The 15,214-nt window shown below is 65.2% G+C and carries 15 protein-coding genes; 6 read left to right on the top strand and 9 right to left on the bottom strand.

Annotation, left to right across the window (positions count from 1 at the left end; genetic code table 11):
- Positions 1-64: 64 nt before the first annotated feature.
- A complete protein-coding gene (locus ACOI1H_RS01415; protein ID WP_422434930.1) occupies positions 65-1,024 on the top strand; it encodes a Gfo/Idh/MocA family protein in 960 nt (319 codons plus the stop codon).
- 21 nt (positions 1,025-1,045) lie between these two features.
- Here the strand turns inward: ACOI1H_RS01415 and ACOI1H_RS01410 are convergent, their stop codons facing one another.
- The 8 genes from ACOI1H_RS01410 to ACOI1H_RS01375 all read right to left on the bottom strand — a co-directional run bounded on the left by ACOI1H_RS01410 (position 1,046) and on the right by ACOI1H_RS01375 (position 8,786).
- The gene (locus ACOI1H_RS01410; protein WP_422434929.1) at positions 1,046-1,294 is read right to left on the bottom strand and encodes a peptidase; all 249 of its coding nucleotides are present in this window, start codon (positions 1,292-1,294) and stop codon (positions 1,046-1,048) included.
- Between the two features lie 53 nt (positions 1,295-1,347).
- Positions 1,348-1,872: a GNAT family N-acetyltransferase gene (locus ACOI1H_RS01405; protein ID WP_422434928.1), complete on the bottom strand. Its 525-nt coding sequence runs from the start codon at positions 1,870-1,872 to the stop codon at positions 1,348-1,350.
- Positions 1,869-3,692: a M3 family oligoendopeptidase gene (locus tag ACOI1H_RS01400; RefSeq protein WP_422434927.1), complete on the bottom strand. Its 1,824-nt coding sequence runs from the start codon at positions 3,690-3,692 to the stop codon at positions 1,869-1,871. Before ACOI1H_RS01400 ends, ACOI1H_RS01405 begins: the two co-directional genes overlap by 4 nt.
- Before the next feature lie 52 nt (positions 3,693-3,744).
- Complete coding sequence (locus ACOI1H_RS01395; protein WP_422434926.1) at positions 3,745-4,794, bottom strand: endonuclease/exonuclease/phosphatase family protein; 1,050 nt, start codon at positions 4,792-4,794, stop codon at positions 3,745-3,747.
- A gap of 10 nt (positions 4,795-4,804) precedes the next feature.
- Entirely contained in the window at positions 4,805-6,394 is a 1,590-nt protein-coding gene (locus ACOI1H_RS01390) for an ATP-dependent DNA ligase (RefSeq protein ID WP_422434925.1), read from the bottom strand.
- Positions 6,391-7,407: a ligase-associated DNA damage response exonuclease gene (locus ACOI1H_RS01385; RefSeq protein ID WP_422434924.1), complete on the bottom strand. Its 1,017-nt coding sequence runs from the start codon at positions 7,405-7,407 to the stop codon at positions 6,391-6,393. Before ACOI1H_RS01385 ends, ACOI1H_RS01390 begins: the two co-directional genes overlap by 4 nt.
- Positions 7,408-7,563: 156 nt before the next feature.
- Positions 7,564-8,499 carry an alpha/beta fold hydrolase gene (locus ACOI1H_RS01380; protein WP_422434923.1) on the bottom strand — a complete coding sequence of 312 codons (936 nt, stop codon included), beginning with the start codon at positions 8,497-8,499 and terminating at the stop codon, positions 7,564-7,566.
- Complete coding sequence (locus ACOI1H_RS01375) at positions 8,499-8,786, bottom strand: SCP2 sterol-binding domain-containing protein (protein WP_422434922.1); 288 nt, start codon at positions 8,784-8,786, stop codon at positions 8,499-8,501. Before ACOI1H_RS01375 ends, ACOI1H_RS01380 begins: the two co-directional genes overlap by 1 nt.
- Positions 8,787-8,858: 72 nt before the next feature.
- Here ACOI1H_RS01375 and ACOI1H_RS01370 point away from each other — a divergent pair, with 72 nt between their 5' ends.
- The 5 genes from ACOI1H_RS01370 (at position 8,859) to ACOI1H_RS01350 (ending at position 13,806) form a co-directional block, all read left to right on the top strand.
- A complete protein-coding gene (locus tag ACOI1H_RS01370; protein WP_422434921.1) occupies positions 8,859-9,419 on the top strand; it encodes a tetratricopeptide repeat protein in 561 nt (186 codons plus the stop codon).
- A 27-nt stretch (positions 9,420-9,446) separates the two neighbouring features.
- Positions 9,447-12,326: a helicase-related protein gene (locus ACOI1H_RS01365; RefSeq protein WP_422434920.1), complete on the top strand. Its 2,880-nt coding sequence runs from the start codon at positions 9,447-9,449 to the stop codon at positions 12,324-12,326.
- A complete protein-coding gene (locus ACOI1H_RS01360; RefSeq protein ID WP_422434919.1) occupies positions 12,323-12,709 on the top strand; it encodes an RNA-binding S4 domain-containing protein in 387 nt (128 codons plus the stop codon). Before ACOI1H_RS01365 ends, ACOI1H_RS01360 begins: the two co-directional genes overlap by 4 nt.
- A 51-nt stretch (positions 12,710-12,760) precedes the next feature.
- A complete protein-coding gene (fdxA, locus tag ACOI1H_RS01355) occupies positions 12,761-13,096 on the top strand; it encodes a ferredoxin FdxA (protein WP_422434918.1) in 336 nt (111 codons plus the stop codon).
- 200 nt (positions 13,097-13,296) lie between these two features.
- A complete protein-coding gene (locus ACOI1H_RS01350; protein WP_237063199.1) occupies positions 13,297-13,806 on the top strand; it encodes a CarD family transcriptional regulator in 510 nt (169 codons plus the stop codon).
- Between the two features lie 97 nt (positions 13,807-13,903).
- On the opposite strand, the gene purD is transcribed toward ACOI1H_RS01350, so the two are convergent.
- Complete coding sequence (purD, locus tag ACOI1H_RS01345; RefSeq protein WP_422434917.1) at positions 13,904-15,172, bottom strand: phosphoribosylamine--glycine ligase; 1,269 nt, start codon at positions 15,170-15,172, stop codon at positions 13,904-13,906.
- Between the last annotated feature and the right edge of the window lie 42 nt (positions 15,173-15,214).

Genomic DNA, 15,214 nt, shown 5'->3' with positions numbered 1-15,214 from the left:
GTCTGAATGGCTCCCGCCGGATACCTCCGGTGGGAGTTTTCTTTGCCAGATGAAAGGGATCGTGATGCGTTGGGGTATTCTGGGGGCTGCGAATTTCGCCCGCAATCACATGGGGCCGGCCATTCATGCGGCGCATGGGGCAGAGCTGGTGGCGCTGGCGACCACGTCGGCGGACAAGGCTGCGGGCTTCAGCGCGTTTGCGCCGGGATTGCGGGTGCATGCGGACTACGATGCGCTGCTGGCAGATGACAGTGTGGACGCGGTCTATGTTCCGCTGCCCAATCACCTGCATGTCGACTGGTCAGTGAAGGCGCTGGAAGCCGGCAAGCACGTGCTGTGCGAAAAGCCGATCGCCCTGCGCGCCGAAGACATTGACCGGGTGATCGCGGCGCGCAATGCCAGCGGGCGGATGGCGGCGGAAGCCTTCATGATCGTGCATCACCCGCAATTCGTGCGGGCGCGCGATCTGGTGCAGGGCGGCACCATCGGGCGGCTGCGCCATGTGCAGGTGGTGTTCACCTTCAACAATCCCGATGCCGCCAATATCCGAAACAAGCCCGACACGGGCGGCGGGGCCTTGCCGGATATCGGTTGCTACGCGCTCGGGTCGGCCCGTTTCGTCACGGGGGCAGAGCCTGTCGCAGTGACGCACGCGCGGCTGGACTATGAGAATGGCGTCGATGTCTTTGCGCAGGTGGCGGCGGATTTTGACGCCTTCACCTTTGGCGCGATCGTGTCCACGCGGATGCAGCCCGCACAGGGGATCACGTTCCACGGCGAGGCGGGGCACATCACCTTGTCGGCCCCCTTCAACGCCGGCGTCTACGATCAGGCAGAGCTTGTGCTGGAAACCACGGGTGGCGTACGCACGGTGGAACGCTGGCCCGGTGTTAACCATTATGTCCGGCAGGTCGAAGCCTTTGGTGCGGCGGCGGCGGGGGCGGATTACGCTTGCCCGCTGGAGTTCAGCCGCGGCACCCAGGCGATGATGGACATGATCTATGCCAAGGGCGGTCGCGACTGAGGCATCGCGCGTGGTGGCCGGTCACGCCAGCCACCACCGCAGCAGGCCGTAAATGTAGAGAGCGCTGAAGATGATGTTGATCCACTTCAACTGCCGCTCTGTCCGCAGCCAGCCGCAGTAGACCCAGATCAGACAGAACGGCAGGCCCAGGACCATCGGCCAGGGCTGCCAGTTCTGCACGATGGCGATGGTGGACGCGAGGCCGAGGGCGAGCGCCAGCCACTTCAACTCTTGCTCGAACGCCGCGAGGGCGATCAGCTTGCGCTGCATTTCGTCTCCGATGATGTGCAAAACCGGGCGTTGACCCGCCCGGTGTCGCAGCCCTAGTCTGTAACTTGCGCTGGCGCAAGGTTTTCGACCGATGCGCCGGGCCGGGTCAGCGTCATGTGCATGATATGTTGCGGCCCGGCGTCACCCCCGAGGTAGTGCGCGCCGGTGTCGGTGAAGCCGCCGTTGAGATAGCTTTTGCGCGCCCCCGGATTGCGCAGGTTCACGGTCAGGTAAAGGTCCGTGGCGCCGGGGTAATGCAGAGCCAGGTAGGCGGGCAGGGCGCGGACCGCCGCACTGCCGATGCCGCGCCCCTGCTGCCGGTGATCGACGATGACGCTGCGCAGGCCAAGGTCGCCCGGTTTGGCGAAATCGTGGATGCGGGCGTAGTCCAGATCGATGCGGAAAAAGCCGACCAGCTCGCCGTCCGCATGGATCACATGGATGTCCATGTCGGCGTCGGGCTGCGTGATGAACGCGGCGGGCTGGCCGGAGAATACGACCTGTTCAGGTGCCACCGTCAGCGCACTGACGGCATCGCGCTGATCGGCGGTGTAGGGGCCGAGGGCGACGCGCGTCATGCATCCTCTTCCATCGCTTCCAGTTCGTCAATGAAGCCTTCGATCATCGAGAGGCCCTTGTCCCAGAATGCCGGGTCAGAGGCATCGAGGCCGAAGGGGGCCAGCAGTTCGGAATGATGCTTGGACCCGCCGGCACGCAGCATGTCGAAATACTTGGTTTTGAAGTCGGGGTCGCCTTCCGCATAGACGGCGTAGAGCGCGTTCACCAGACCGTCGCCGAAGGCATAGGCGTAGACGTAGAACGGCGAGTGGACGAAGTGGGGGATGTAGGACCAGAACGTCTCGTACCCCGCATGGAAGTCGAAGACGGGGCCCAGGCTTTCGGCCTGCACGGACATCCACAGGGCGTTGATGTCGTCGGGCGTCAACTCTCCATTCGCGCGGGCGGCGTGCAGCTTGCATTCGAAGTCGTAGAATGCGATCTGCCGCACGACCGTGTTGATCATGTCCTCGACCTTGCCGGCCAGCAGGATCTTGCGTTCATCCTTGGATTTGGCCCCCTCCAGGAGCTTCTGGAAGGTCAGCATCTCTCCGAAGACGCTGGCGGTTTCGGCCAGCGTCAGCGGGGTCGATGACAGCAGTTCGCCCTGTCCTGCCGCCAGGCGCTGGTGGACGCCGTGGCCGAGTTCGTGGGCCAGCGTCATCACGTCGCGCGGTTTGCCGAGGTAGTTCAGCATCACGTAGGGATGCACGGTGCTGACGGTGGGGTGGGCGAAGGCGCCCGGGGCCTTGCCGGGTTTCACGGCGGCGTCGATCCAGCCGTCGGTAAAGAACGGCTTGGCGAGGTCGGCCATTTCGGGCGCGAAATCGGCGTAGGCGTCCAGCACGATGCGTTCGGCCTCTGGCCATGTGACAAGCCGGTCGCTGTCCATCGGCAGGGGCGCATTGCGGTCCCAGGTCTGCATCCGGTCAAGACCCATCCATTTCGCCTTCAACGCGTAATAGCGGTGCGACAGGCGCGGATAGGCGGCAACGACGGCGTTGCGCATGGCCTCGACGACCTCGGGTTCGACGTGGTTGGACAGGTGCCGTCCGTACTGCGGAGTCGGCATCTTGCGCCAACGGTCCTCGATTTCCTTTTCCTTGGCCAGCGTATTGTGCACGCGGGCGAACAGTTTCACGTTCGCGGCAAAGACCTTGGACAGGGCGGTGCTGGCCGTCTCGCGCTTGGCGCGGTCGCGGTCGGTCAGCAGGTTCAGGGTGGCTTCGAGGTTCAGGTCCTCGCCGTCCACCGCGAACATGAGGCCCGCCATCGTTTCGTCGAAAAGGCGGTTCCAGGCGGCGGCCCCGATGGTCGACTGGTCGTGCAGGAACTTTTCAAGCTCGTCCGAAAGCTGGTGCGGCTTCATTGCGCGCATCCGCTCGAAGATCGGTTTGTAGCGGCGCAGATCGGCGTTCTGCGACAGAAGGTCCGCCAGATGCGCGTCGTCCAGGCGGTTGAATTCCAGCCCGTAGAAGACAAGCGGCGTGGTGTAGGTCGTGATCCGGTCCTGCGCGTCGGCCATGAATTTGGCACGCTCCGCGTCGGTCGTGATCTGGTAGTAGCGCAGGCCGGCATAGGACATGATGCGGCCGGCGATGATGTCGATCGTCTCGTAACGTTTCACAGCGTCCAGCAGGCCCACGGCATCGAGCGTCGCGAGCTTGCCTTCGTAGTCGTTGGCGAAATCGGCACAGGCGGCTTCCAGCCAGTCCATGTCGCGCTTGATCTCGGCCGAGTCGGGAGCGGGGTAAAGGTCGGTCAGGTCCCATTCCGGCAGGTCGCCAAAGGCGTTGCTGCCTTTGTCTGTGTGGGCGTCGTGGGCGATGGGATGGGTCATGGCGCGTCCTGTTGCAAAGTTGGCTTCGACATAGGCGTTGGGCGGCACTGGCTCAACCCCGCGTGACGGCGTCGAACGTGGCTTGCATGGCGTCCACGTCACCTTCGCGCAGGGGCGACGGGGCACCGGGGGCATTCGTGGTCATGCAAAGGTCGGCCATGACCGGATAGTGATCGGAGCCGACGGGCGGCAGCACCTGAAAGTCCAGCAGCCCCGGCCCGCCTTTCCAGAGGATCTGATCGAGCGGCCATTTCATCCAGGAGCTTTCCGCATCGAAGCTGACGAACGGACCGCGCCCTTGCCGGGGATCGAGCAACTGACCGATGCGCAGGGCCCGTCGGGCGGTGTCGTTCCAGGGCGTCGCGTTGTAATCGCCGGCGATGACGCTAGGGCCTTCATCATCGCGGGCGATCTGGGCTGCGGTCAGGATCGTCGCATCGCGCGCGGTGGATGGCTGACCCTGCTGCGGCGGGCGGGGGTGAATGCCGATGAACTGCACGGTGCCGCGCGGGTGGGCCACATCGCCGACGAACAGGGGCGTGTCGGTGTCATGGGGGAATTCGAAACGGGCGTCCGACAGCGCAAAGCGGGAATAGACGTGCATCCCGTAAAAGGTGTTCGCGTCGGGGATGCTTTGCATCACGGCGTCGAAATCGTTGGCCAGCGGGGCAAGGTCTGCGTCCCAGCGTTCGTTCGTCTCCATTACCAGTGCGATATCGGGGTCGTGGGCGCGGATCATCGCGATGACCTGTCCCGCGTCCTGATTGCCGCGCTGGACGTTGGTGATCAGGATGCGCAGGCGTCCGTCGTCGGCGCAGCGGGGGGTCTGGGCGACCATTCGCCCCGCCAGCGGCTGATAGGGCCAGAGGACGTAGAGTTGCAGGCCAAGGGCGGTCAGCGCCAGCAGGGTCACGACGATGCCGCGCCACCCCGTCAGCGCCATGTAGAACAGCACAAGGACCGCCAGCGCGCCTGCGATCTGCATGCGGGGGAAATCCAGAAACCGCAGCCACCAGATGTCTTGGTTCGAGACCGAAGCCGCCGTCAGCGCGACGAGGATCAGCAACAGGAGGGCGATGATCCGTGCGATCCAGCGGCGCATGGCGTCTTCCTTATCCGTAGGCGGTCAGCATTGCTTGCAGGTCCGCCAGTGTGTTCGCCTCGGCCAAGGGCTTGTCGTGTCGCCAGCGCAGCATCCGGGGAAACCGCAGGGCGACACCCGACTTGTGACGGGGGCTGGCCTGTATGCCTTCAAACCCCAACTCGAAGACATGTTCCGGGGTGACTTGGCGGACAGGACCGAACTTCTGCAAGGTGTTCTTGCGGACCCAAGCGGTGATCTGCCGGAATTCGGCGTCGGTCAGGCCGGAATACGCCTTTGCGAAGGGCACGAGGTCGGTGCCGTCCCAGACCGCAAAGGTGTAGTCGGTGAAAAGGTTTGCGCGCCGCCCGGACCCCTGCTGCGCATAGATCATGACCGCGTCGATGGTCAGCGGATCGACCTTCCATTTCCACCAGTCGCCCTTCTTGCGGCCCGCAAGATAGGGGCTGTCCCGCCGCTTCAGCATCAGCCCCTCGGCCTGGCGGTCGCGCGACGTCTCGCGGGCGGCGGCTAGGGTGTCCCAGTCGTCGGCGGCGACCGTGGGCGACAGACGCAGGGGGGCTGTGGCGGGGGCGGCGTCGACCAGATCTGCCAGCCGCGCCCGCCTGTCGGCAAAGGGCTGGGCGCGGATGTCATCCCCTGCGTGTTCGAGCAGGTCGTAAGCCATCAGGATCACGGGGGCCTCGGTCAGCAGCTTTTTCGGGACGGTCTTGCGGCCGATGCGGGCCTGAAGCGTGTTGAACGACAGGGGAGCTTCGTCGCGAAAGGCGAGGATTTCGCCGTCGATCACCGTGCCGTCGGGCAGAAAGTCGCGCAGCTGCGCCAGTTCGGGAAAGCGGTCGGTCATCAGGTCCTCGCCCCGCGACCACAGGTGATGTTCGCCGCCACGCAGGATGAACTGGCCCCGGATGCCGTCCCATTTCCATTCCGCAGACCAGTCGGTGGCCGGGCCGAGGGCGGCCAGATCCTCCAGCCCGTAAGCGAGGTAGAAAGGGTAGGGGCGCGAGAGGTCGGTGCTGGGGTCGGTCGTCTCGATCAGGCGGTTCCAGGTCGTTGTTTCGGGCGTCCAGTCGCCCATCAGGCGGTGGGTCAGGTTCGCCTCATCGCCGTCCGTGGCGATGGACAAGGCGCGGGTCATCAGCTTGCGGCTGACGCCGACGCGGAACGATCCGGTCAGCAGTTTCGTGAACAGATAGCGCTGCGGCCCCGGCAGCGCGTCCCATGCGGCAAGGATGCCGGCCTTGCGCGCCGCGTCATTGAGGGCGGAAAGGCGCTTGATTTCACCGATCCAGAAGGCAAGCGACCGGTCGTCCGTGCCGGTGGCGTCCGGCAGGATCAGGCTGATGGTTTCGGCCAGGTCGCCGACGATGTGGTAGGATTCTTCGAACAACCACAGGGGGATGCCGCCGCGTTCGGCCGCCCATGCGCGCAGGCGGGTGGCGGTGATCGTCCGTTTCGGGCGGCGTCCGGAAAAGAGTGCCACGGTCCAGAGCTTGTCGGCGTCGGGGGCAGCGCGAAAATAGTCCGCGACGGCCGCGACCTTGACCGTCGTCTTGGTGGATTCGTCGATGCGGGCGTAGAGCGCGGCGAAATCCTTCATGGTTCGGCCTGATCTTCGGGTTCGTCGATGCTTTCACCGCTGTATTCGGTGCTGACGATATGCGCGTCATAGCCTTCGTCCGCCAGCCAGCGCTGAAAGGCAGAGGTGTAGCCGTGAGTGGCGAAGATCTTCGTGGCACCGGTGTCGCGGATCGCGGCGTTCAACCCGTCCCAGTCGGCATGGTCGCTGACGACGAAACCGCGGTCGGCGGCCCGCCTGCGGCGCACGCCGCGCAGGGCCATCCAGCCAGAGGCGTAGGCGGTAAAGGCGGGGCCGAACCGCCGCGCCCATGATGTGCCAAGGGCGGAGGGCGTGGCTACCACCAGCGCGCCGGGATGGTCGGCCGCCTTGGTGTCCGGCGTCACCCGGATCGTGGCGGGCAGCCGCACGCCCTGCGCCCGCAGGACATCGTTGGTGTTTTCCACCGCGCCGTGGGTCAGAATCGGGCCGATGGCCGGATCGACACAGGTCAGGAGGCGCTGCGCCTTGCCAAGGGCGTAGGCCCCGATGATCGACGTGCGCCCTTCGGCTGCGTTGGCGGCCCACCAGGCGTTGATCTGGGCGGTTAGGACGGCCTCGTCCAGCCATTTGAACACCGGCAGGCCAAAGGTGCATTCGGTGATGAAGGCGTGGCAGCGCACCGGTTCGAAGGGTTCCGACAGGCCATCGGCCACCGTCTTGTAGTCGCCCGACGCGACCCAGACCTCTCCGCCAACCTCGACCCTGATCTGTGCCGATCCGGGGACGTGGCCAGCGGGATGGAACGACACGGTGGCATCATTGATGCGGCGTTCCACGCCGTATGGGATCGTGGCCAGGTCGATCTCGCCCAGGCGGTGACGGATGACGGGGGCTGCGGCTTCGGTCGCAAGGTAGCGTTTCATCCCCCAGCGCGAATGGTCCGCATGGCCATGCGTGATCAGCGCGCGGTCCACGGGACGCCACGGGTCGATGTGGAAATCGCCGGCAGGGCAGTAGATGCCGCGATCGGTGAAGGTGAGGACGTCTGCCATGCAGCGGAGGTAGGTCAGGCGGTGTGATTTGCCAGTGGGCGGCGGGCCGTGCCCGCCGCTGCCTCCGGCGGGAGTTTACGGGCCAGATGAAATGGAAAGCGCCGCGTGAATCGGCATCTCAGGTGCCGGATCAAGAGAGGCGTCGCGTGGCGCTCGTCAGGGATGCGCGTCGAACAGGGCTGTCGCGGTGTCGAAGAAGCGGGTGCGGATGTCGGAGGTCTCCATCATCGTTTCGTGCTTGCCGCCTTTCACGATCTCCAGCATGCCGCCGGGCCAGCGGGCCATGCGGTCGTGGATGCGGGCGGGGTCGACGATGGTCTCGGCGGTGCCGAGGAACGTGGTGGTGGGTGTGCGCGGCGAGGCGAGGCGCGACAGACGGCGCATGTCGACGAGGGATTCGTTGAGCCAGCGCAGGCTGGGGCCGCCCAGGCCAAGGTCCGGATGCGTCGTGATCTGGGTCCGCATGTAGTCGAACATCTCTGCGTCCGAGGTCAGCGTGTTTTCGGCCAGCGCGATGCGGGTCAGGTAGTTTTCCGCCTCTTGTCCGGGTGCCATGCGGGTGTCCAGGCCGACGCGCCGGGCAAGGGTCGAGATGCCCCAGGCAAAGGGGCGCAGGGCGGCCGACATCTGGATGCCCCACATGGGTGCGGAAAAGACGGCGGCCCGCACCGGCAGCCCTTCGATCAGGGCGCGCAGGCCGATGGCACCGCCCATCGAATGCGCGATCAGGTAGAAGGGCTTTGGCAGGCCAAGGTCGCGTGCGTGGGTCAGCATCGCCGCCACGTCCTTCTGAAAGTCGGTGAAGGCGGCGATGTGGCCGGTCGCCCGGTCCGGCACCGCGCGGTCCGCGAGACCCTGACCGCGCCAGTCGAGCGTGACCGTCGCATAGCCGCGGGCGCGCAGGTCGCGGGCGGCGCGGCCATACTTCTCGATATACTCGGTGCGGCCGGGGAACAGCAGGACGGTGCCGCGATCCGCGTCGGAGACCCAGTGCGCCACGCGGATCTGCACATGATCGGTCGTCTTGATCCAGTGCGCGGCCCCTGCATCCGGGCCATCGGCGACGTCCGCATGCAGGGGGGCGTAGCGCATCAGCCGAGCACGGCGGCCAGTTGCATCGCCTTGCCCATGTCGCCGTCGATGGACAACTTGCCGGTCATGAAGGCGGCGGTCGGGTTCTGGTCGCCGTTCAGGATCCCTTCGAAGGTGTCCCGCGATGCGGTCAGTGTGACCTCGGCGGGCTCGTCCCCGGCGCGGGCACCGTCCCGGTCGATCATGATGGCGCCTTCATCCTCGACCACGAACTTGGCCAGCCCGTCAAAGCCGCCGTCCATCTTGGCGTTCAGCGCGGTGACGGCCTGGGTAATGACATCGCTCATTGAAAACTTCCTTTGTCGCGGTTGTGAGAGTGCGCCACTGGTATCGGGCGCGGGTTACGTTACATTGCAGGTATGACCAAGGATAGAAAAGTCATCAATCGTGCCGCTGCGGCATTTATGCTGGGGCTGACGCTGGTTCAGCCCGCCCTTGGGCAGACGGCAGAGCTCGACGCGTTGTTCGACCGGCTGGCCGAGGCGGATGAAGAAGAAACGGGGCAGATCCAGGGCCAGATCGCCGCGCAATGGGCGCGGAGCGGTTCTGCGGCGATGGACCTGCTGTTGCGGCGCGGCGAGGATGCGATGGAGGCGGGCGAACACGACCTTGCCATCCAGCACTTCAGCGCGTTGATCGACCACGCCCCCGAATTCGCCGAAGGCTACAACGGGCGCGCGACCGCCTTTTACATGTCGGGACAGATCGGGCCGTCGCTGGCGGACATCGAGCGCACGCTGGCGCTGAATCCGCGCCACTTCGGCGCGATGAGCGGGCTTGCCGTGATCCTTGATGAACTGGATCGCCCGTCAGAGGCCCTTGAGGTCTATCGTGAAATCCTGTCGATTGCGCCCCACGCGGTGGGTGTCCAGGACGCCGTCGACCGCGTTTCAGTCAAATTGGACGGTCTGGCGCTGTAAGCCCCGACCGCCCCTGCGGGGACGACAATGCAACCATCCCGCGTGACGGCCGTTCTTGGGCCGACAAACACCGGCAAGACTCACTATGCGATCGAACGGATGCTGGGCCATCGCACGGGCGTCATCGGCCTGCCGCTGCGCCTGCTGGCGCGCGAGGTCTATGACCGCATCGTCAAGGCCCGCGGCCCCGGCGTCGTGGCGCTGGTCACGGGCGAGGAGCGGATCGTGCCGCCGCGCACCGCCTACTGGGTCTGCACGGTCGAGGCGATGCCGGACGGTCTGGGCTGCGACTTCCTTGCGGTCGATGAAATCCAGTTGTGCGCCGATCCCGAACGGGGCCACGTCTTTACCGATCGGTTGCTGCACGCGCGCGGATTGCACGAGACGCTGTTCATGGGGGCCGACACCATGCGGCAGGCGATCGTGGCGATGATCCCGCAGGTGACGATCCAGCGCCGCGAGCGATTTTCCGAACTGACCTATACCGGATCGAAGAAGATCAGCCGCATGCCCGCCCGGTCGGCCATCGTCGGGTTTTCGGTCGAGAACTGCTATGCCATCGCAGAGTTGATCCGCCGCCAGAAGGGCGGGGCGGCCGTCGTCATGGGGGCGCTGTCGCCCCGAACGCGCAACGCGCAGGTCGAGATGTACCAGAATGGCGACGTGGATTACCTTGTCGCCACGGATGCGATCGGGATGGGTCTGAACCTCGACATCAAGCATGTCGCCTTTTCGGCGACGACGAAATTCGACGGACACCGGATGCGCGAATTGCGCCCGGACGAGCTGGCGCAGATCGCGGGACGCGCCGGACGACATCTGGCGGCCGGTTCCTTCGGCGTGACGGGCGAGGCGCAGGAGCTGGACGAGGGTGTCGTGAACCAGATCGTCAACCACCAGTTCCAGCCGGTGAAAAAGCTGCAATGGCGCAATTCGGACCTGCAATTCGGGTCGGTCAAGCGGCTGTTGCAGACACTGGAGGCGCGGACCGACAACGACTGGCTGACCCGCGTGCGGGAAAGCGACGACCTGGCCGCCCTGCGCGCGCTGGGCCAGGACGAAATCGTGGCCGCCCGTGCCAGCGACGGCCCGTCGGTGCGGCTTTTGTGGGATGTGTGCCGCGTGCCTGACTTTCGCGGGATCAGCAAAGGGGAACACGCGGGCCTTCTTATGCGTATATTCACCGACCTGCACCAGTTCGGTCATATCGACGAAAACTGGTTCGCCCTGCAGGTTGCGCGGATCGACCGGGATGATGGCGACATCGACACGCTGTCGAAACGGTTGGCATATATTCGCACATGGACCTATGTGGCGCAGCGCAGAGGCTGGTTGCGGGACGAAAACCATTGGCGCGACCAGACCCGCGCTGTAGAAGATCGCCTATCGGATGCGCTGCACGGCGCATTGGCGCAAAGATTCGTGGACCGGCGCACATCCGTATTGCTCCGCCGGCTCAAACAGAAGGAGAGCCTCTTGGCTGACGTGAACGACAAGGGCGAAGTGACGGTCGAGGGCGAATTCATCGGCCGTCTCGAAGGCTTCCGCTTTCGCATGGACAAGGCGGGCAGCCCGGACGAGGCCAAGACGCTGCGACAGGCGAGTGCGCAGGCACTGGTGCCGCACTTTCACCTGCGGGCGGACCGGTTCTACAACGCGCCCGACACCGAAATGGATTTCACCGAGCAGGGCGGCCTGATGTGGGGATCCGACGCGGTCGGCAAGCTTGCGGCAGGTGACGATCCATTGAAACCGCGCGTCGTGGCCTTTGTCGATGACGAGGCGGGACCGGATGTCGCCGCCAAGGTGCAGCGCCGCTTGCAGCATTTCATCGACCGCAAGGTCGCAACGGCGTTCGAGCCGCTGCTGGCGCTGAAGAACGACGACACGCTGACCGGATCGGCCAAGGGATTCGCCTACCGCATGGCGGAACACTTTGGCATCATCCCGCGCGGTGAGGTGGTCGAAGAAGTCAAGGCGCTGGACCAGGAGGCGCGGGGCAGTTTGCGCAAGCATGGCATCCGCTTTGGCCAGTTCACGATCTTTCTGCCTCTGCTGCTGAAGCCAGCGCCGACGCGGCTGCGGTTGGTCCTGTGGTCGCTGGCGAAGGACTTGCAGGAATTCCCCGAAAGCCCGCCGCCGGGTCTGGTAACGTTGCCGGCCGCGACAGATGCGGTGCAGGGCTATTACACGATGGCGGGCTACCGGGCCGCCGGCGCGCGCGCCATCCGCATCGACATGCTGGAGCGTCTGGCCGACATGCTGCGCGACCGCGACAGCAAGGCCGGGTTCGAGGCGGTGCCGGACATGCTGTCGATCACGGGCACGACGCTGGACCAGTTTGCCGACCTGATGAGCGGCCTTGGCTACCATGCGGAAAAGGGCGAACGCGCGAAGGTGAAGGCGGCAAAGCCGATCCCCGACCGTCCCGCAGATGCGCCCGGCGACGCACCCGGCGAAGGTGTGCCGACCGAACCGGGCGAGGCACCCGGGCCCGACGTGCCGCCCGTGCCGGACGAGCCGACGACGGTTCCCGGCGATGCGCCGACGGACGTGCCGCCGATGCCGCCCACGGCACCGGCGCAGCTTGACGCGATCGGCGATTCGACGACCGGAATCGTCGAGGCTGGCGAGGCCGCGCCCGAGATGGAGACCTTTTACACCTTCACCTGGGGGGGTCGCGCCGCGCGTCAGGGCGGCAAGCCCGCTGGTCGCCGCAACGATGCCCCGCGCAAGGCCGAAGGTGCTGCCGGTGACAAGCCTCGTCGCGGCAAGCCGCAAGGCAAGCGGGGTCCGAAGTCTGACGACAAGCCGCAGAAATTCGCGGCCAAGCCGCAGCGGGTGGAAAAGAAGATCGACCCGGACAACCCCTTTGCCGCGGCGCTGCAGGGGTTCAAGGCGGATTGACCGAACCCGGTGACACGATCCGGCTCGACAAGTGGTTGTGGCAGGCGCGGTTCTTCAAGTCGCGCAGTATCGCAGCCGCCGTCGTGACGGCAGGCCCGGTGCGGGTCGACGGCACGCCGGTGTCGAAACCCGCCCGCGCCGTGGGGCCGGGGCAGGTGCTGACCTTTCCGCAGGAACGCGACGTGCGGGTCGTCCGAATTCGCGCCTGCGGCACTCGGCGCGGCCCGGCGGTCGAGGCGCAGGCGCTTTTCGACGACCTGTCGCCGGTCGTGGTGCGTGCGCCAATCAATCCCCGGTTCGACGGCGGCGGACGGCCTACGGGCAAGGACCGCCGCGACATGGATGCGGCCAAGGGGCGCGACGATCCATTCGCGCTTGAATGATCCCGCCCGCTGGCCTAGCAAGACCCCCAAACGCGCCCAGGATGAACGACCATGACCTATATCGTCAACGACAACTGCATCGCCTGCAAATACACCGACTGCGTCGAAGTCTGCCCGGTGGACTGCTTCTACGAAGGCGAGAACATGCTGGTGATCCATCCTGACGAATGCATCGACTGCGGCGTTTGCGAACCCGAATGTCCCGCCGACGCGATCCGTCCGGATACGGAGCCAGACATGGAGAAGTGGGTCGAGTTCAATCGCAAGTACTCGGAGAAATGGCCGGTCATCATCACCAAGAAGGATCCGCTGCCGGGCGCAGAGGAGATGGACGGCAAGACCGGCAAGATGGACCTGTTTTCCGAAGCCCCAGGCGAGGGCGGCTGATTCGCGCCAGTTGCTGTTGCAACTCTTTGATCGCGTTATCATTTCTTCCTTGATTCACCGGGCTTTCGCGCGGGTGGATTTTGTGGTATTCTTTAATCAATGCCGCCAATGACCTGACCCATAATTCGTGTGCGAACCCCTGACGATGACTGATGTCGCCGCCGGGGTTTTTTGACGTCCGGGTCACAGAAAGGATTGCCATGAGCAAGTCGAAGAAGAAAGATTTCCAGCCCAACGATTTCGTCGTCTATCCAGCCCACGGTGTGGGCAAGATCGTCTCGGTCGAGACGCAGGAAGTGGCGGGTTTCGAACTGGAGCTGTTCGTGATCGCCTTCGAAAAGGACAAGATGACCCTGCGGGTGCCGACCCACAAGGCGACCGAAGTGGGCATGCGCGCCCTGTCGACACCCGACGTCGTCAGCCACGCGATGAAGACCCTGCGCGGCAAGGCCAAGGTCAAGAAGGCCATGTGGTCGCGCCGTGCGCAAGAATATGAGCAGAAGATCAACTCCGGCGATCTTATTGCTATTGCGGAAGTCGTGCGCGACCTGCATCGTGCGGACGATCAGCGCGAGCAGAGCTATTCCGAGCGTCAGCTTTACGAGGCTGCTCTGGAGCGTCTGACGCGCGAGATCGCCGCCGTGGCCGGCAACGACGAGAAGGCCGCCGCGGAAGAGATCGGTTCGGTTCTGGTGGGTCGCGCGGCGTAAGCCCGATCTATCAGGGAGGAGGAAAGGCCGCACTTGGGAGGGTGCGGCCTTTCTTTTTGAGCAGTCCGAACTTTCGCCGAAGGGTCGGCTGCGATGGTCAGGTCAGCGCACGCCAGCCGATGTCGCGCCGACAGAAGCCGTCTGGCCAATCGATCGCATCGACCATTGCATAGGCGCGGGCGTGGGCCTCGGCCAATGTCGCGCCCCGCCCAGTGATGCCGAGCACACGGCCTCCTGTCGCCACAAGGTGGCCATCGTCGTCCGTGGTGGTGCCGGCGTGGAACGTCATGTGAAAGCTGTCCTCTGGCAGGTCGTGCAGGCCGTCGATTCGGCTGCCCTTGGCGTAGTCGCCCGGATAGCCATTGGCGGCGATGACAACGGTCAACGCATGATCGTCGGCCCAATGGACCTGCTGGGCGTCCAGTCGCCCCTCGGCACAGGCCTGCAGCAGATCGAGGATCTGGCCGCCCAGCCGCATCATCAGCCCCTGACATTCCGGATCGCCAAAACGGACGTTGAACTCCACCAGGCGGGGTTCCCCGTTCTTGATCATCAGCCCGACGAACAGGACGCCGGTAAAAGGCGTGCCGCGCGCGGCCATCGCCGCCATCGTCGGACGCACAATCCGGTCGAGGGCCTTCTGCGTGACGGCCTCGGTCATCACAGGGGCGGGGGCGTAGGCTCCCATGCCGCCGGTATTGGGGCCGGTGTCGCCGTCGCCGACACGCTTGTGGTCCTGCGCGGTGCCGATCGGCAGAACTGTCTTGCCGTCGCAGAGGACGAAGAACGACGCTTCCTCGCCGTCCATGAACTCCTCAATCACGACCTCTGCGCCGGCATCGCCGAACTGGCCACCCATCATGTCGTCGATGGCGTCCAGCGCTTCGGCTTCGGTCATGGCGACGACGACGCCCTTGCCGGCGGCCAGACCGTCGGCCTTGATCACGATGGGGACCCCCTGGGTCCTGACGTAGTCGCGCGCGTCATCCGCGTGGCTGAAGTGCGCATAGGCAGCTGTCGGTGCGTCGCAAGCGTCACAGATCGCTTTTGTGAAAGATTTAGACGATTCCAGGCGCGCTGCGGCGGCCGAAGGTCCGAAAACTGAAAGTCCTGCCGCGCGACAGGCATCGGCGATACCGGCGGCCAAGGGACCTTCCGGCCCGATGACCACGAAGTCCACGGCATTCTCGGCCGCGAAATCGACTACCGCTGCGCCATCGAGGATGTCGATGTCTGCACATTCGGCTACCAGCGCAATCCCCGCATTGCCCGGTGCCACGATCAGGCGGTCACACTTGGGGTTCTGCTTGATCGCCCAGGCCAGCGCATGTTCGCGCCCGCCGCCGCCCAGGATCAGGATGTTCATGGGGTGTCTCCGCTTGGCCTTGGTTGCGTTGCGTTCTAAGGT

This window comes from Loktanella sp. DJP18 (assembly GCF_049310965.1).
Lineage (GTDB): Bacteria > Pseudomonadota > Alphaproteobacteria > Rhodobacterales > Rhodobacteraceae > Loktanella.
The sequence above is the reverse complement of the archived record's forward strand: the minus strand, read 5'-3'. Positions and strand labels throughout refer to the sequence as shown.